The sequence below is a fragment of the Halorussus aquaticus genome, from assembly GCF_024218795.1.
In the GTDB taxonomy this organism is placed as follows: Archaea; Halobacteriota; Halobacteria; order Halobacteriales; family Haladaptataceae; genus Halorussus; species Halorussus aquaticus.
The window spans coordinates 275374-291506 of sequence record NZ_CP100401.1; the positions used below are offsets into that span (position 1 = coordinate 275374).

The following is a 16133-nucleotide window of genomic DNA, read 5'->3' on the forward strand; positions in this document are numbered from 1 at the left end:
TTGACTGAAAGTTTTCCCCTCATTCGTGGCACACGAACGCCGCCGCGCCGCCCTCGCCGCCCTCTGCGTCTTCGCCGTCGCCATCGCCGCTACCCTCCTGCCCGCCAGCGGTTTCGGGAATCACCCCGCTGGCGTCGGCGTCGGTGGCGGCGGCGGCGACGCGCCGCCCGGTGGCGGAGGCGGTCCCGACGCGAACGAGCAGACGACCGTCGAATCGACCCCGCAACTCGACACGACCACTCGGGACGCCGACTCCGCGGACGGTGGTGGCACGACGACCGAGACGACCACGACGACCACGACCGCCGCCAGCGGCGGTGACACCGGCGGAGGCGACGACCTCTTCGGTGCGCTCGTCGGCGTCCCGCTGGCGCTGGTCGGCGTCCTCAGCCTCGTCGGGTTTTGGACCGGCGTGCTCTCGCTGAGTGGGGCCGCCGGAATCCTCCCGTTCACAATCGTCGTCGGCGACACCCCGCTCGGCGAACTGGTCGGCGGCATCCCGACCCGGACCATGACGCTGGTCGTCGGTCTCTCGGCGTCGGTCCCCCGACTGCTGGACGACGCCGCCGCCCTGACCAGTGAGGTCGGCCGTAGCTTCGGGACCGTCCTCTCGGCCGCCGGACGCGGAACCGCAGACGCCCTCCGAATCGGCGCACGGGGACTCGCCGTGACGTTCACCGCGGTTCCGCGGGCGCTCGCCGGTCTCGGTGCCGGAGCGGGCATCCTCACCAGTCTCGGGAACGTCAGCGTGCCAAGTTTCGGCGGACGGAGCCGAAACGAGGACAGCGGAAACGCCGGGGGGACACCGAGAGACGAACCCGAGGACACCGCCCCGCCCTCCGTCGAGGAGGCGTGGCAGACGATGCGCGACCGAGTCGCGGTCCGGAACCGGGACGCTCGGACGCCCGGCGAAGTCGCCCGGGCCGCCGCCCGGCGGGGGTACCCCGACGAGGCGGTCCGACGCCTCACCGACGCCTTCCGGGAGGTCCGGTACGGCGACCTGCCCCGAGACGGCCGGACCGACTCGGCCCGGTCGGCGCTCTCCCGACTCCGCGACTACTGGAGGGGTGAGAAGTGATTCCGCGACTCCTCGGCCGAGCGAGCGCCAGAGTCCAACAGCCCCAGACCCTCGCAGTCGTGGGCGGGGCGTCGCTGGCGCTCGCGCTGGGCGTCGCCTTCCTCCCATGGCTGTTCCCGGCCGAGATGGTCCGGCCTGTTTCGACCGTCGTCGCCTCGCCCGTCTCGATTCTGCTGTTCGGCGTCGCCGCGGGACTACTCGGTGCGAACGCGTTCCGCGAAAGCGCCACGGGGAAGTCCAGCGAGTCCGGCCCGCGAGCCGTCGGGTTCGACCGCCGAACGCGGGGCCGAGTGCCCGAGCGCGCCTACTACGACGAACACCGGACCACCGGAGAGACGGTCGATTCGGTGCTGGGCGCGAACCCCGACGAGACCGACGACCTCTACGCGCGACGCCGGAACGTGCGGACTCGAATCCGCGAGACCGCGATTTCCGTGGTCGCCGACGCCGAGCGCATCGACTCGGAGACCGCCGCCGAGCGAATCTCGGCGGGGTCGTGGACCGACGACCCGCGGGCGGCCGCCTTCCTCGGCGGCCGACGCCTCGCGCCGCTCCGGACCCGCATCCGCGACTGGGCCAGCGGCGAGCGGTTCGAGCGATGGGCGACCCGCGCTGTCGCCGAGATAGAGACCATCGAGCGCAGTAAACCGACCGGCTCGGATAGCGGGACCGGGTCTCCCGGTTCGGCGACCGCGAACGGCGACGGACGCGAGCGGAACCGCGACGCACGACTGGAGGTGGCCGAGCGATGAGCAATACTCCTCTCATCGCAGTACTGATGATGGGAATCCTCGGAAGCATCTACGTCGCGGCGTTCCGCGTCGCCAACAACAAATCCGAGCGACAGGAACGCCGACCGACGGACGCCGAGGACGACGGCACAGCGCACGGCGACCACGAGGATTCGGCTGACGGCCGCGAAGACGAACCGACCGACGGTCTTCCGTCCGCCACCAGAATCGGCCCGCAGTGGGACCCCGGCACCACCGTCGCCCTGCTCGCGGGAGCGGGCGGCATCCTCACCAAGAACACGACCGTGTTCCTCGCCGGAGTCGTCGGGTTCGCCTACGCCGCCTACCGATACGGCACCCGGCCGCCCGACCTCGACGTGTCGGTCGAGCGCGCCATCTCCGAGCGGTCGCCCCTGCCGAGCAGCGACGTGGAAATCGCCCTGACGGTTCGGAACGAGGGCGAGAAACCGATTTCGGACCTCCGAATCGTGGACGGAGTGCCCGAGCGACTCGGCGTCGTCTCGGGGTCGCCGCGCCACTGCACCAGCCTCCGTCCCGGCGAGGAGGCGACGTTCACCTACGAGGTCCGAGCGCGCCGCGGCACCCACGAGTTCGGCCGGACCGACCTCGTGGCGCGGAACGTCAGCGGGAGCGCCGAGCGCCGGACCGAGCGGGACGCCCGCGCGCCGGGCGATGCGGCCGACGCCGCCACGACGATTACCTGCGAGACCCGCGCCGACGACGTTCCGCTCCCGGCCGACACGTCGTCGCATCCGGGACAGGTCACGACCGACTCGGGCGGCGAGGGCGTGGAGTTCTACGCCACGCGCGAGTACCAGTCGTCGGACCCGATGAGCCGAATCGACTGGAAGCGGTACGCGAAGAGCCGCGAACTCACGACGGTCGATTTCCGCGAGACGCGGGCCGCGACCGTGATGGTTGTCGTGGACGCCCGGACGCCCGCCCTCGTCGCGCGCCGGGCGGGCGAACCCGACGCCGTGGAACTCGCCGAGTACGCCGCCGAACGACTCGCGGAGGCGTTCGCCCGGCGAAACGACCGCGTCGGTCTCTCGATATTCGGTCCGGACGAGCGGTACCTCGCCCCGGCGGGCGGCGACGAGCAGGTCGCCCGGGTCCGGGCGGAACTCGAATCGACCGCGCCGCCGACCGACCGCCTCGAGGGCATCTTCTCCGAGCGGCGTCGGAACCGCGCCAACGAGGACCGGTTCGACACGCTCCGCAAGCGGATGCCGAACGCGGCCCAAGTCGTCTTCCTGTCGCCGATGGCCGACGACTACGCCGTCGAAGTCGCCGAGCGGTTCCGGGCGTACGGTCACGCCGTGACGGTCGTCAGTCCGGACGTGACGGGGTCGGGGACGGTGGGCGGAGCCATCGACCGAATCGAACGCGAGGAGCGACTCGCTGGGCTACGGGGCGGCGTGCGAGTCGTCGATTGGTCGCCCGACGAACCGATTCGTGCCGCCGTGTCCGCGGCGACCGCGAGGTGGTCCGGATGACGCGGCGCGACTGGACGGACGACGCCGAGACCGAACTGCTCCCGGAGATGCGGGCCGCACCGTTCAGCGGGACGCTCGCCGTGCTGGTGGCGCTACTGGCGGGACTCGCGCTCGGGACCGCCGACGGGAGTCTCGATGCGGTCCTCGGAACTGCGGCCGGGGCTATCGTGGCCGCGCTCGGGGTCCGGGCAGCGCAGTCGGAGACGAACGCGCGGCAGGCGGTCGGGAGCGTCGGTATCGTCGCGGGGACCGCCGCGTTCGCGGGTGTCGCCCTGCTCGACGGCGGCGCGGTGGCCCCGCTGGTCGGCGCGGCAGTCGCCGCGGTGGCGGTCAACGCGACCGTCTCGTTCGACGACCGAGTCGAACGCCCCGCCGTCAGGGCCGTCTGGCGCTCGGCGACGGTGCTGGCGGTCGGGACCGTCCTCGCGGTGCTGCTCTACACGGGCGTGTTCAGCGCCCTGTTCCGCGTCGGGACCGACGCCGTCCCGGTCGTCGCGTCGAGCGCGCTCGCGCTGTTGGTCGTGCTTCAGATCGAACTACTACTGGTCGTGGAGTTAGTCCACGTCGCGGTGCCCGTGCTGGACCAGTGGCTCCCCGAGAACCGCGACCTCCGGGCCGCGACCGTAGAGCGGTTCGGCTTCCGGGCAGAGGACCTGCCGCGGTCCTACTGGGCCGTCTTCGCCCTGCAGGTGATTCTGGCGCTCAGTTCGTGGGGACCGCGCTGGTTCGGGGCGTTCCTCGACTCGCTGTCGGTCTTCGGGGACGGGGTCGCGCTGGTGCTGTTCTCGGGGGTCCTGCACGTCCCGCTGGCCGCGGTCCTCGGGGTCCTCGTTTCCGTCCTGCTCGCGCGGGGCCTGCAGGGCGTGTTCGTCGCGTGGGCGGGGAGCGACCCGCCGCAGTCGGTGGCCCACGCCGCGGGCGGAATCGTGACGCTCGTCGCGGCGGTCCTGTTCGCGGTCGCGCTCCCGCAGACCGCCGACGCGCTCGCAGGTCTCGCTGGGCCGGAGTGGGCGGAGACGGCGAAAGCGGTCGGCCTGACGGCGACAGTCGCCGGAACGATGTCGGCCACGCTGTTCGCCGTCGCCGCCGCCCGTCACGTCCTCGCCACGGCGGTCGCGCCGTGGGCTATCACCGACTCGGCGAGCGGGTTCGCGGTGTCCGGCGGGGCGCTGTTCGTCGCGTCGCTGGTCGTCGCCGACGGCGGCGGGTCGGCGCTGGCGGTGTTCGCGGGCGTCGCCGCGGCGCTGGTGGTCCACGACCTCGGGACCAACGCGGTGGAACTCGGCGCACAGGTCGGGTCCGAGGCCGAGACGCGCGCCGGTGAGGCGACCCACGCGGTCGGGTCGCTGCTAGTCGGTACCGGCGGAGTCGCACTCGCTGGCCTGACTGCGTTCGTCATGGGGTCGGTTCCGCTCACGCCGCCCGCGTGGCGCGCGAGACTCGCCGTGGCGCTCCTGCTGGTCGCGGTGCTGTGCTTCGCGGTGTTGTTCGAGCGGGGGGAGTAGGAGTCTCCCTCTGGAATCGTCTGGGTCTCTCAGACGGTCGGCCGCGTCTTCGATACGCAATAGACGGAGAGTACGTCACGGAAACGCGTGTCGGCGGTCACCGCCGACGATGCTATCGGACCCGTGGTCTATCTGTCCGCTTGCAGCACCATCACCGTGACTCGCGCCACGGCGTCGAAGTCCCGGAGGCGGTAGACCAGTTCGCGGACTTCCGAAGCGGGACCCTCGCAGAAGGCGGTCTCCATGCACCAGTCGCCGCGGTGGACGTGGTTGGTCGCGGTGATGACCTCGCCGAACTCGTGCTGGACGCCGTGGAGGTCGTGAATCACCGCGTCGTGTTCGTAGTCGTAGGCGAGGACGGCCATCACGTCGCCCTCGGCGGATTCGAGTTCGGCGTGGGACTCGACGTACTCGCGCATGGCCTCGCGGACGGCCCGCGAGCGCGAGTCGATACCTTCGGCCTGCCACGTCTCGTCGAAGGCCGCGAGGACGTCGTCGGGAACGTTGAGGCTGGTTCGCATGTGGTGGTGTGGGTCGTCGGGGCGGTTGGGTATTTCGTTCGCGGCGAGGGGCACGTAGCCCCCGTAGGAGTTTCGCTCGGCGTATTACGCGAACCCCGATTCGGTAATAACAACCCGTTTACGGGCGGTTCACCAACGACCGGACACCGATGATACCGGGTGACGCAGTCGGGTTGTTCGCCGGGGCCGTCGCGCTCGGCGTGGCTCACGGCATCGAACCGGGCCACGGGTGGCCGGTCGCGGCCAGTTACGCCATGGACCAGTCGAACAAGTGGCTCTACGGGTTCGCGGCGAGTTTCCTCCTCGGGTTCGGCCACCTCGTCAGCAGTATCGCCATGGTGGTCGTGTTCTTCTTCGCCAAGCAACACTTCGAGCTCACTCAAATCAACGAGCCAATCGAACTCCTCGGCGTCCAGTTGGGCGGCCCGGTCGGCGTCGTCGCCGGGGTGGTCCTCGTCCTGCTCGGAATCCGGGAGTACGTCCACGGGCACAGCCACGACCACGGCGATGGCGACCACGACGGCCATTCGCACGAGGATGGTCACGCCCACGGCGATGGCCGCGACCACGGTCACAGCGACGAGGTCGGACACGACCACGACGACCAGCAGTACTTCGTGGGCGAGACGCCGGATTACGGACACAGCCACGGCGATGGTCACGGCCACGACCACGACCACGGCGGTCACGACCACCACGACCACAGCCATGGACGCGGTCACGAACACGACCATCACGGCGAGGAACGCGGTCTCCTCGCCAGAATCAAACTCGTCGTCCCCTTCGTCGGTGGGCACAGCCACGGGTCGGCGGACGACGCCGCCGAACGCGGTCTCTGGGGCATCGCGGGATTCGCGTTCGTCCTCGGGTTCGCCCACGAGGAGGAGTTCGAGATTATCGCCATGTGCGCCGGGTCCGACTACTGCCTCTCGCTGATGACCGTCTACGCGCTGACGGTCGTCCTCGGCATCGTGGCGCTCACGCTCCTGCTCATCGCGGGCTACCAGCGCTACGAGGAGCGCGTCGAGCGGTACACCGACTACCTCCCGGCGTTCTCGGCGGCGGTGCTGATACTGATGGGTCTCGGATTCGTGACGGGACTGTTCTGAGGCGCGGTTCCCGTTCGCTTCTGGGTCAGTCGCGAGTCGAGGAGAAGCGAACTACCGCCCGAATCGAGAAGGTACCGCGCCGCGACGCACGCTGATAGCTCCGTACGCACCGCGACAGCACAGCAGTGGCGGTCCAACGGCTCGTGGAAACTACTTCTCGAACGACTGAATACCGCACTGCAACGGCACGCACCGCCGTCAGCGATTACCGCCACTGGCGCTCCGGCGGGCCGCCAGCCGAATCAGATACCAGATGGCGACCCCGGCCAGCAGTCCGACGAGAATCGGAGTCGGTTCCAGTCCGCCGTGACCGGCGTGAAGCGGCAGGAGCGACATGCGCGGTCGTACGGGCGGATCGGTAGTGAATATTTCTGTCTGGGGTGGCGCGGGAAGTGGTTAGCCTTTTATCGCTTCCGTCGGTAGCTCTTCGACGGTGGTGACATGGACGAAGCGGCCCTGATTCCGACGCTAGTGTACGTCCTGCTCACGGCACTGTTGGTCGCGTGGGCCATCCGGTCGCTGCGGTGGCTCAGAGTGACCGAGACGACCGTCGCGCTGACGGCGCTGCTGATGGTGTTCGAGAGCGGCGTCGCCTACGAGGGCGTCAAGCGAGCGATAGAGTACTGACCCGGTTCCCCGCGGCGGGTGTCCTCGAAAATCGTCACCGCGCTCGCAGGCGAGTCGAGAGCCAGCGGACGGTCCGCCAGAGGCCCGCGACGGCGAGCGCGACGAGCAGGGACGACCACCACGGCGTTCCGGGAACGCGGAGCGGGACGAATTGCACAAGGCCGAAATCGGGTCGTCTGACCGTCAACTTTTCCGTAGAAGAGAACGGGCCGCGTTACCGCAGGAAGCCGAGCAGTTCGTAGTCGTGGTCGGGCGTGTACCTGCGGAACAGCATGCTGTTCGTCAGGACGCTCACGCTGGAGAACGCCATCGCGCCCGCCGCCAGCACGGGCTGGAGCAGGCCGAGACTGGCCAGCGGAATCATCGCGGTGTTGTAGCCCAGCGCCCAGAAGAGGTTCTGCTTTATCTTGGCGAGGGTCCCCTCCGAGACGCGGATGGCCTTCAGCACGTCGGCCGGGTCGTCGCGCATCAGCGTCACGTCGGCGGCCTCGATGGCCACGTCGGTCCCCGACCCGATGGCCGCCCCGACGTAGGCCGCGGCCAGCGCGGGCGCGTCGTTCACGCCGTCACCGACCATCATCGCCTCGCGGCCCGCCGACTGGATGGACTCGACCGCGTCGGCCTTGTCCTCGGGCAGCACCTCGGCGCGGACGTTGTCGGGGTCGATGCCGACCTGCTCGGCGACGGCGCGGGCGGTGCGTTCGTTGTCGCCGGTAATCATCATGACCTCGCGGCCCGACTCGCGGAGGTCCGCGACCGCCTTCTTGGCGCTCTCCTTGACCGTGTCGGCGTCCGCCACGACGCCGACTAACTCGCTATCGACTGCCACGAGCATCGCGGTCTTGCCCTCGCGTTCGAGGCGCTCCATCGTCTCCTCGGCGCGCGAGACGTCGATGCCGCGGTCCGACATCAGTTTCCGGTTGCCGACTAGCACCTCGCCATGACTGGTCGCGGCCTCGACGCCGTGACCGGGCACGTTCTCGAAGTCCTCGGGGTCCTCGACCGTGATGCCGCGGTCGCGTGCGCCCTCGACGATGGCCTCCGCGAGGGGGTGTTCGCTCCCCTTCTCGGCGCTCGCGGCGGCCGCGAGCACGAACGCCTCGTCCACGTCGGTCTCGGTCGGGGCTTCTACCGCACCTCCGTCCGCGGCGGTTCGCTCTCCGCCGTCGGCTTGAGGGCCGAGAACCACCACGTCGGTCAGTCGCATCTCGCCCTCGGTCAGGGTGCCGGTCTTGTCGAAGACCACGGTGTCCACGTCGCGGACGCGCTCCAGCACGTCGCCGCCCTTGAACAGCACGCCGTTCTGCGCGCCGATGGACGTGCCGACCATCGTCGCGGCCGGAGTCGCCAGTCCGAGCGCGCAGGGACAGGCGATGAGGACCGCGGAGGCGAACACGACCACCGCGAACTCGAACGTCGAGACGGTTCCCCCGGCTACTATCGGACCGCTAGCCACGAGTCCCCAGAGCGGGAGCGACTGGACGAATCCGGCCAGCGTCTCGGGGAACAGGAACCAGAGCGTGCCCCATAGCAGGGCGTTCGTGATGACCGCGGGCACGAAGTACGCCGAGATGCGGTCGGCCACCTGCTGAATCTCGGGCTGGCGGCTCTGGGCCTCCTTGACCAACTGGACGATCTGCTGGAGGGCGGTCTCGGACCCGACCTTGGTGGCCTCGACGCGGAGGACGCCGTTCTCGTTGACCGTGGCCCCGACCACCTCGTCGCCGGGCGACTTCTCGACGGGCACCGACTCGCCCGTGACCATCGACTCGTCCACCGCGCTGTCGCCCTCGCGGACGACGCCGTCGGTCGGAATCCGCTCGCCGGGCCGGACGACCATCAGGTCGCCGACTTCCACGTCCTCGACCGGAATCTCGGTCTCCTCGCCGTCCTCGACGATGGTCGCCGTGTCGGCCTCCATCTCCAGCAGTTTCCGGAGCGCGTCGCTGGCCTGCCCCTTCGAGCGGGCTTCGAGGTAGTTGCCCAGCGTGATGAACACGAGGATGAGCGCGGCGGTGTCGAAGTAGAGGCTCCCCGTGAACCCGAGCAGGACCGCCACGCTGTAGACGTACGCGGTCGAGGACCCCAGCGCGATGAGCACGTCCATGTTCGCGGTCCGGTTCCTGACGACGGCGTTGTACGAGTTCTCGTAGAACTCCTTGCCGAGGAAGTACTGGACGGGCGTCGCCAGTCCGAACATTACCCACCCGAGCGGAAGTCCGAAGAGGGTGTCCTTGAGCAGACTGTCGAACAGGAAGTGTTCGAGCAGGAAGAACACCAGCGGGGCCGAGAGGACTGCGCCGAGAATCGTCAGGTTGCGCTGGCGGCGAATCTCGGCCTCGCGGGCGTCCTCGCGTCGGTCGCCCGCGGTGTCGCCGTCCTCGTCGGACTCGTTCTCCCGAATCGGCTCGTAGCCCGCCCGCTCGATGGCGTCGTAGAGGTCCTCCAACTCGGCGTCGTTGGGGTTGTACCGGACGGTCCCCTCGTCGGTGGCGTAGTTGACCTCGGCGTCTACGACGCCCGGCGTCTCTTCGAGCGCCTCCTCGTTCGCCTCCGAGCAGTTCGCGCAGGACATCCCGGTGATGCCGACGGTGACCTGCTGGGCGACCGGGTCGTAGCCAGCGTCCTCGATGGCCCGGTAAATCTCGCCGAGCGAGACGACCTCCGGGTCGTACTCGACGGTGCCCTCGTCGGTGGCGAAGTTGACGTTCGCCGACTCGACGCCCTCCAACTCGCTCAGGGCGTCCTCGACCGTGCCCGAGCAGTTGGCGCAACTCATGCCTCGTACGTCGAGGTGTGCGGTTCGCGCCATAGTTTCCTCCTTGATAGAAGGTAGGGGACCCACGTTAATGCGGTTTGTGCCTTACAAAGGCGAGGAGACCCAGGTTGTTTTCTTCCCCATCAAATAAAAATGTGCGCCTGATTTTTGTTTCGAATGCCGAGCGCTTCGTAAGGGTGGCGAACGGTTTTGATGGACTGCTCGGTTCTGCTCTGCCGACCAGTCCAGCCACCCGACGTCAGTCGAAGCGGTGTGTGTGCTATTTGGACGGAGAGAACGATTCGCCGTCGGTGAGTTGTTCGGCGGTATGACTGCGCTCGATGTCCCATCGTTTCGTCTCCGTCGAGAAGGTGAATCCGAGTCCGCCACCGGAACCGAAGCTCACGCCTTCGAGGTCGCCTTGGTACCAAGTGTGGGCGTAGTCGAATTCGAGTTCTCGGCTACTCGTCGTCGTTCCGCTCTTCGGAACGACCCAAATCTGGAACCATGCGGAGTTGTCGCCGTCGTTTCCGTCGTGCCAGTCGGCGACCGCGCCGTGGTTCGGGTCCTTCGAGTTCACGTCCGGCGGGTCGTTCAGATAGTTACCGTACTGAATCCACTCATCGTCGCCGTAGTAACGGTCGTAATGGCTGTCGTCGAAGGCGATGCCGATGTTGTCCGGCGGCCCCTCACCGTAGTCGTCGAGGTCACCGGCCTTGTTATCGACGTCGAAGTTGATGGCGACGTACTCCAAGTCACCGTTGCTGTGAACCTCCGAACGGGAGAAAGAGACCGTACTCTCGTATCGGTCGTACTTCTGGGTCGAAACGTCGTCGTCCCCGTCCGAGGTGGGATACGGGACCATCACCGTCTCCGAGAAGCCAGTGGTTTGGACACCGCGCTGATTGAGGAAGTTCGCCCACTTGGAGATGTCCCAACCGTTCTTCCGACGGAGTCGGAGCGATTGCTCGTAGATTTCGGGTTGAGATGGCTTCGCCGCGGCAGTTCCGACGAGACCCGTCGTCGCAATCGCGGAACCAGCCATCTTCAACGCATTTCTTCTAGTGATCTTCGAGGTATTATTTTGTTTTCCCACATCGAAGTAAAAATGATATTGTTGTAAGTAATTTATGTCCACACGTTATACATATTATGTTACAAGCTGAGATACCATCTTCCGGTGAGGAATACAAAATAGCGGATGAATCGTCAGGCCCGTACGTCGATGACCTCGTACCGGACGTTCTGTTCGCGGAGCGCGTCGGTGTGGGCGGTCAGTTCGTCCGTCACCGCGACGAGGAGAACGTCGAGACCCTTCGTGGCGGCCTCGCGGACCGCTTCGACGGTCCCGAATCGAACGTCGGGGTCGAGTTCCGCGGTTCGGGCCGCGGCCAGCGCCTCGGTCCCCGCGACCGCGAGCAGGTCGTGGGAGTCGGCGCAGTCGGCGACGACTGCGGACTCGACAGCGCCGCTTCCGCCCTCCCGAACCGCCGGGACCGAAATCGCGGTGACCTTGCCGAGGTCGTAGTCGAGGACGCCCTCGAAGTCGGTGACGCCCACGTCGGTCCCCTCGTCGGCGTCCGTGACCGCAACCGCAGTTGTACTCCCCGACCGACCGGGGGTCGCGTGGAGTGCGCCCTCGCGCATCGACAGCGACACCGCGTCGCCTTCGGACACGTCGGCGGCCGCGATGGCGGTTTCGACTTCGACACCGCCGACGATGTCGTCGGAGACGTGCTGGACGAACTCCCGGAGTTCGTCGGTCCGGCAGATGAGCCAGTCCACGCCCTGTTTGGTGACCTCGTACCGACCTCGGCCGTGTTTCCGGACGTACTCCTGCTCGACGAGGTCCCGGAGGTAGTTGCTGACCGCCTGCGAGGTGACGCCGATGGCGTCGGCGATTTCGCGCTGGCTCACCGCTGGCTGCCGTTCCGCGATTTCGGCGAGTATCTGGTACCGCGTGGCGTCTCGCTTGCTGCGAAGCACGTTTCCGTCCTCGCCCTCCGAACGCTCCGACATGGTCCCGGCTTCGGAGCGGAAGTGAAAGTATCTTTGCTTTAGTCCCGGTGCAGTTTCGGTATTCGCGCCGATACCGGCCGATTCTGAAATCAGACTTTCTCTAATACAACCAAAATTGTTTTATTCCCTGTCGAGGTTGTATTCGGTGATGGCGAGGATTGCGCTCCCACGAGACGCGAAAGCAGGCCCGACGAAGTCCGAGGTTCGGGCCGTGCTGCTAGGCAAACTCGACCTGTCTTCCGACGACCACTTCGTCGAGGTCGGGTCCTGCACCGGTGCTGTCACCGTCGAGGCGGCGCGGCGTGCCGGACGGGTCACTGCCCTCGAACGGAAGGCGGACCGACTCGAAGTCACTCGCGAGAACCTCGCGGCCAACGAGACTTCTGCGGAGGTCGAGTTACGCGAGACCGAAGCCCCGACCGGACTCCCCGAGGACGCCGACGTGCTGTTCCTCGGCGGGAGTCGGAACTACGAGGCGGTACTCGACCACGCGGTCGAGACGGACGTCGGTCGCGTGGTCATGAACGTCTCGCGGTTGGAGGTCGCCGGGCGGGCGGTCGAGGCGTTCCGCGAGCGCGACCTGCTCGACGAGGTCGTCCAGTTTCAGGTGAGCCACGGCTACGAACTCGCCGGGGCGACGAGTTTCGACTCCCAGAACCCCGTCTACATGCTCGTCGGCGGCACCGACTCCGCCGAGACGACGCCGGAGACCGAGGAGGTGGCGGCGTGACCCTCTACGGCGTCGGACTCGGACCGGGCGAGGCAGACCTCGTGACGGTCCGGGGCCAGCGCGTCCTCGAAGCCGCCGACGTGGTCTACTCGCCGGGGCGACTCTCCCGGACCGTGGCGACCCACCACGTCCCCGAGTCGAAGGTCGGGGACCTCGACTTCCCGATGACCCGCGACCCCGAGACGCTCCGGGCCGCGTGGAAAGAAGCCGCCGAGGAAATCGCCCCCCGAGCGCGGGAGGGCGACGCCGCGTTCGTCACGCTGGGCGACCCCAACGTCTACTCGACGTTCGGCCACCTCCGGCGGACGATGGACGCTTTCCACCCCGACGTGGCCCTCGAAATCGTCCCCGGCGTGAGCGCGGTCACGGCGTTCACCACCGCGCTGGACGTGGAAATCGACGCCGGGGCGGGACTCGCGCTGCGGGAGGCGTCCGGCGGCGCGTCCCCGACCGGTCCCGACAGGATGGTGCTGTTCAAGGTGACCGACGCGCCCGCGACCCACGAGGGTCTCGACGCCGCGGGCTACGACGTGACCTACGGCCGCCGCCTCTACATGGAGCAGGGCGAGACCGCCGTGACTAGTGACCCCGAAGAAGTCGCCGAGCGCGACTACTACACCCTCGCCTACGCCGAGAAACGAGGAATCGAGAAGGACCGCGCGACGGCGAAGTTCGACGTGGACGGCGGTGAGGAAGTCGGAGAGGACGGCGGGGCGGAGGTCGGAGAGGCAGACGGTCGGACCGCGGAGACCGAGGAGGGGTCGGCGTGACCGACTCGCAGGGCGAGACGGACGCCCGGACCGCCACCGACCCACAGACAGCCATCGACGCCCAGACTGAGGGTCGCAGGCGGGAGCGCGACGACCGCGTCTACGACCACACCGCGGGCGACGTGCAGGAGGGCGTCCCCTTCATCGGCGCGGGACCGGGCGACCCCGGCCTGCTCACGGTGACGGGCAAGAATCTCGTCGAGGACGCCGACCTCGTGGTCCACGCCGGGTCGCTGGTCAACAGCGAACTCTTAGAGGAGTACTGCGCCGACGCGGAACTGGTCAACTCGGTCGGCAAGGATCTCGAAGAACTGGTTCCGCTGATGCGGGACGCGTACGAGGACGGGCGCGAGGTGGTCCGCCTCCACAGCGGCGACCCGGCCATCTACGGCGCGGCGCTCGAACAGATGGACGCGCTGGAACACGAGGGCGTCCCGACCTACTTCGTGCCGGGCGTCACCTCGGCGTTCGCCGCGAGCGCGACCCTGCGGACCCAACTCACGCTCAACGAGACGGCGAACCACGTCGCGTTCACCCGGCCGCAGGGCGAGACGCTGGACCCCGAGGACGACCACATCTCCGAGTTCGTGGAGATGGGCGACGTGACGACCTGCATCTACCTCGGGACCCACGCGGTCGGCGACACGATGGACCGCCTGCTGGCGGAGGGCCACGACCCAGAGACGCCCGTCACGGTGGTCTACCACGCCTCGTGGCCCGACGAGGAGATTATCGAGGGCACCATCGAGACCATCGGCGAGCGACTCGACGACGCCGGATATCGGGCCTCGGCGATGGTCATCGTCGGGCAGGCGGGCACCGGCGCGGGCTACGAGCGGTCGTACCTCTACGGCGACTGGGCGAACCGCGGACCGAACGACGGCGAGACGGAGGCAGACGATTGATATGAGTACTGACAACGATACGAGCGATTCCGACGGAAGCTACTGTAGCACGCCGGATTCGGACGGCGAAGTGGCCGAAGAGATAGCGATAATCAGCTTCCAGCGAAAGCTCGACACCGCCGAGGAGATAGTCGAGGGCATCGGCGACCGGTACGAGACCATCGACATCATCGAGTACCACGGCGACGTGTTCGAGGAGCACTGGGGCGAGTACGACTGCTTCGTCGGGTTGATGGCCAGCGGCATCGCCATGCGCAAGACGGCCCACCTGCTCGACGACAAGTGGGACGACCCCGCCATCTGCGTCGTGGACGAGGAACTGACGTGGGCAATCCCCATCACCGGAGGACACCACGGTGCGAATCAAGTCGCCGACGACCTCGCCACGATGGGCGCGGTGCCCGCGATGACCACCGCCTCGGAGGCCGCCGACAAGCAGGGCGTCGAGAAGCAGGCCAAGGCGCTGGACGCTCACGTGGTCAACGGCGACTCGACGGTCGCCACCAACCTCGCGGTGCTGGACGACGAACTCGGTCCCGTCGAGCGACTCGACGGGCCCAAGGCGGTCCTCGTGGGCGACGACGTGACGGTTCTCAAGCGAAACGAGGACGACGGCGTCGTCCTCGGAACCGGGAGCGTCTCGGGCGCGACGAAAGACCAGTTCGTCTCGGCGTGGGAGCAGGCCCTCGAATCGACCGAGTACGACCTCGGAGACGTGGAGTTCGTCGCCACCGCGACCCGCAAGGAGGACGAGGAGGGCCTGCTCGCGGCGGCCGAGGCGTTGGACCTCGGCGTTGTCGCCTTCGAGAAGGAGACGCTGGCGGAGTTCGAGGGACCCTCCCCGTCCAAGTCCAAGGAACTCATCGGGTGGCCCGGCATCTCCGAGGCGTCGGCCATCGCTGGCGGACGGAACCACGAACTCGAAGCCGAGAAGACGCGGTACGACGACGCCGTGACAGTGGCGGTGGGGCGGTAGCATGGCGGGCGACGGAGCGACTGGCGGCGGCGAGCGACCGACCGACGACGGCGAGGAGACCGGCACCCTCTACGTCGTCGGCATCGGTCCCGGCCTGCCTCACGCGATGACCCAAGAGGCCAAAGACGTGATTTCGACCGCCGACTGCGTGGTCGCCTCGAACCTGTATCAGGAGTTCCTCCGGAAGGACGGCACCCTGCCACCCGAGACGGCGACGGATGGAGGCGTCGCGACCAAGTCCGACGGGAGCGAGCAGGAGATCGTCCGGTCCTCGATGGGCCAGCAGGTCGAACTCGCCCGCGAGGCGTTCGAGCGCGTCCGAGACGGGCAGGACGTGGCCCACGTCTCGGGCGGCGACCCGAACGTCTACGGGAAGAGCGACCTCGTGTTCACGATGGCCGAGGAGGAGGACGCGACCGACGTTCCCATCGAAATCGTGCCGGGCGTCACGGCGGCGCTCGGCGGGGCGGCCAACCTCGGCGCGCCGCTCAGCAACGACTTCTGCACGGTCTCGCTGTCGGACAAGTGGCGAGGCTGGGACGAAATCGAGGAGAAGCTACGGGCGGCCGCCATCAGCGGATTCGTCATCGTCCTCTACAACTGCTGGCGCGACTACGAGCGCGCGATAGAGGTCGTCCGCGAGGAGCGGGCCGACCACGTTCCGGTCGGCATCTTCAACGACGCGGGCCGGGGCGAGTCCGGGCGGAACCTCGACGACGAGACCCACACCATCACGACGCTGGGCGAGGCGACCGACCACGACGAGAAGGTCGGCGGGATGGGCACCTCCATCCTCGTCGGCAACCACGAGACGACGGTGTGGAGCAACGACGACCGAGAGTTCCTCGTCACCCCGCGCGGCGGGCGTGACGTAGACGACTTCTGAA

At 68.0% G+C, this 16133-nt stretch carries 17 protein-coding genes; 11 read left to right on the forward strand and 6 right to left on the reverse strand.

The features are described 5' to 3' along the window. The first annotated feature begins 25 nt into the window (after nt 1-25). From NGM06_RS19765 to NGM06_RS19780, 4 genes are read left to right on the forward strand one after another with little or no spacing between them, the layout of a single operon-like run. A complete protein-coding gene (locus tag NGM06_RS19765; protein WP_254270128.1) occupies nt 26-1078 on the forward strand; it encodes a DUF4129 domain-containing protein in 1053 nt (350 codons plus the stop codon). Continuing rightward, nucleotides 1075-1830 (forward strand): DUF7269 family protein, encoded by a 756-nt coding sequence (locus tag NGM06_RS19770; RefSeq protein WP_254270129.1) that lies wholly within the window; start codon nt 1075-1077, stop codon nt 1828-1830. The genes NGM06_RS19765 and NGM06_RS19770 overlap by 4 nt, the downstream gene beginning before the upstream one ends. Continuing rightward, a complete protein-coding gene (locus NGM06_RS19775) occupies nt 1827-3326 on the forward strand; it encodes a DUF58 domain-containing protein (protein ID WP_254270130.1) in 1500 nt (499 codons plus the stop codon). The genes NGM06_RS19770 and NGM06_RS19775 overlap by 4 nt, the downstream gene beginning before the upstream one ends. Continuing rightward, nucleotides 3323-4831 carry a DUF7519 family protein gene (locus NGM06_RS19780; protein ID WP_254270131.1) on the forward strand — a complete coding sequence of 503 codons (1509 nt, stop codon included), beginning with the start codon at nt 3323-3325 and terminating at the stop codon, nt 4829-4831. Before NGM06_RS19775 ends, NGM06_RS19780 begins: the two co-directional genes overlap by 4 nt. A gap of 128 nt (nt 4832-4959) precedes the next feature. Here NGM06_RS19780 and NGM06_RS19785 read toward each other — a convergent pair whose 3' ends face one another. Continuing rightward, a complete protein-coding gene (locus NGM06_RS19785) occupies nt 4960-5352 on the reverse strand; it encodes a CopG family ribbon-helix-helix protein (RefSeq protein ID WP_254270132.1) in 393 nt (130 codons plus the stop codon). 149 nt (nt 5353-5501) lie between these two features. On the opposite strand from NGM06_RS19785, the gene NGM06_RS19790 reads away from it, so the two are divergent. Then, a complete protein-coding gene (locus tag NGM06_RS19790; protein WP_254270133.1) occupies nt 5502-6461 on the forward strand; it encodes a hypothetical protein in 960 nt (319 codons plus the stop codon). 198 nt (nt 6462-6659) lie between these two features. Here NGM06_RS19790 and NGM06_RS19795 read toward each other — a convergent pair whose 3' ends face one another. Then, nucleotides 6660-6797, reverse strand: a complete 138-nt coding sequence (locus NGM06_RS19795; protein WP_254270134.1) for a hypothetical protein — start codon at nt 6795-6797, stop codon at nt 6660-6662. 105 nt (nt 6798-6902) lie between these two features. On the opposite strand from NGM06_RS19795, the gene NGM06_RS19800 reads away from it, so the two are divergent. Further along, a complete protein-coding gene (locus tag NGM06_RS19800; protein WP_254270135.1) occupies nt 6903-7088 on the forward strand; it encodes a hypothetical protein in 186 nt (61 codons plus the stop codon). 34 nt (nt 7089-7122) lie between these two features. On the opposite strand, the gene NGM06_RS24200 is transcribed toward NGM06_RS19800, so the two are convergent. From NGM06_RS24200 to NGM06_RS19815, 4 genes are all read right to left on the reverse strand, one after another. Beyond that, nucleotides 7123-7245, reverse strand: a complete 123-nt coding sequence (locus NGM06_RS24200) for a hypothetical protein (protein ID WP_256568004.1) — start codon at nt 7243-7245, stop codon at nt 7123-7125. A 57-nt stretch (nt 7246-7302) separates the two neighbouring features. After that, nucleotides 7303-9900, reverse strand: a complete 2598-nt coding sequence (locus tag NGM06_RS19805; protein ID WP_254270136.1) for a heavy metal translocating P-type ATPase — start codon at nt 9898-9900, stop codon at nt 7303-7305. A gap of 226 nt (nt 9901-10126) precedes the next feature. Continuing rightward, a complete protein-coding gene (locus tag NGM06_RS19810; protein ID WP_254270137.1) occupies nt 10127-10891 on the reverse strand; it encodes a hypothetical protein in 765 nt (254 codons plus the stop codon). A gap of 164 nt (nt 10892-11055) precedes the next feature. Then, on the reverse strand, nt 11056-11865 hold the full coding sequence (locus NGM06_RS19815; protein WP_254270138.1) for a DUF7839 domain-containing protein: 810 nt from the start codon (nt 11863-11865) through the stop codon (nt 11056-11058). Nucleotides 11866-12013: 148 nt separating this feature from the next. Here NGM06_RS19815 and cbiT point away from each other — a divergent pair, with 148 nt between their 5' ends. The 5 genes from cbiT to NGM06_RS19840 are packed head-to-tail and all read left to right on the forward strand — an operon-like array spanning nt 12014 to nt 16132. After that, nucleotides 12014-12595 carry a precorrin-6Y C5,15-methyltransferase (decarboxylating) subunit CbiT gene (gene cbiT / locus NGM06_RS19820; RefSeq protein ID WP_254270139.1) on the forward strand — a complete coding sequence of 194 codons (582 nt, stop codon included), beginning with the start codon at nt 12014-12016 and terminating at the stop codon, nt 12593-12595. Next, on the forward strand, nt 12592-13365 hold the full coding sequence (locus tag NGM06_RS19825; RefSeq protein WP_254270140.1) for a cobalt-factor II C(20)-methyltransferase: 774 nt from the start codon (nt 12592-12594) through the stop codon (nt 13363-13365). Before cbiT ends, NGM06_RS19825 begins: the two co-directional genes overlap by 4 nt. Next, on the forward strand, nt 13362-14270 hold the full coding sequence (locus tag NGM06_RS19830; RefSeq protein ID WP_254270141.1) for a cobalt-precorrin-4/precorrin-4 C(11)-methyltransferase: 909 nt from the start codon (nt 13362-13364) through the stop codon (nt 14268-14270). The genes NGM06_RS19825 and NGM06_RS19830 overlap by 4 nt, the downstream gene beginning before the upstream one ends. A 1-nt stretch (nt 14271) precedes the next feature. Further along, nucleotides 14272-15246, forward strand: a complete 975-nt coding sequence (gene cbiG, locus NGM06_RS19835) for a cobalt-precorrin 5A hydrolase (protein WP_254270142.1) — start codon at nt 14272-14274, stop codon at nt 15244-15246. Between the two features lies 1 nt (nt 15247). Next, complete coding sequence (locus tag NGM06_RS19840) at nt 15248-16132, forward strand: precorrin-3B C(17)-methyltransferase (RefSeq protein ID WP_254270143.1); 885 nt, start codon at nt 15248-15250, stop codon at nt 16130-16132. Nucleotide 16133: the final 1 nt, after the last annotated feature.

Excerpts from the sequence above, each read along its gene's own strand:
- NGM06_RS19775 (WP_254270130.1), top strand. The coding sequence starts at position 1,827 with ATGAGCAATACTCCTCTCATCGCAGTACTGATGATGGGAATCCTCGGA.
- NGM06_RS19785 (WP_254270132.1), bottom strand. The coding sequence starts at position 5,352 with ATGCGAACCAGCCTCAACGTTCCCGACGACGTCCTCGCGGCCTTCGAC.
- cbiT (WP_254270139.1), top strand. The coding sequence starts at position 12,014 with ATGGCGAGGATTGCGCTCCCACGAGACGCGAAAGCAGGCCCGACGAAG.
- NGM06_RS19815 (WP_254270138.1), bottom strand. The coding sequence starts at position 11,865 with ATGTCGGAGCGTTCGGAGGGCGAGGACGGAAACGTGCTTCGCAGCAAG.
- NGM06_RS19780 (WP_254270131.1), top strand. The coding sequence starts at position 3,323 with ATGACGCGGCGCGACTGGACGGACGACGCCGAGACCGAACTGCTCCCG.
- NGM06_RS19800 (WP_254270135.1), top strand. The coding sequence starts at position 6,903 with ATGGACGAAGCGGCCCTGATTCCGACGCTAGTGTACGTCCTGCTCACG.
- NGM06_RS19790 (WP_254270133.1), top strand. The coding sequence starts at position 5,502 with ATGATACCGGGTGACGCAGTCGGGTTGTTCGCCGGGGCCGTCGCGCTC.
- NGM06_RS19810 (WP_254270137.1), bottom strand. The coding sequence starts at position 10,891 with ATGGCTGGTTCCGCGATTGCGACGACGGGTCTCGTCGGAACTGCCGCG.
- NGM06_RS19840 (WP_254270143.1), top strand. The coding sequence starts at position 15,248 with ATGGCGGGCGACGGAGCGACTGGCGGCGGCGAGCGACCGACCGACGAC.
- NGM06_RS19795 (WP_254270134.1), bottom strand. The coding sequence starts at position 6,797 with ATGTCGCTCCTGCCGCTTCACGCCGGTCACGGCGGACTGGAACCGACT.
- NGM06_RS19805 (WP_254270136.1), bottom strand. The coding sequence starts at position 9,900 with ATGGCGCGAACCGCACACCTCGACGTACGAGGCATGAGTTGCGCCAAC.
- cbiG (WP_254270142.1), top strand. The coding sequence starts at position 14,272 with ATGAGTACTGACAACGATACGAGCGATTCCGACGGAAGCTACTGTAGC.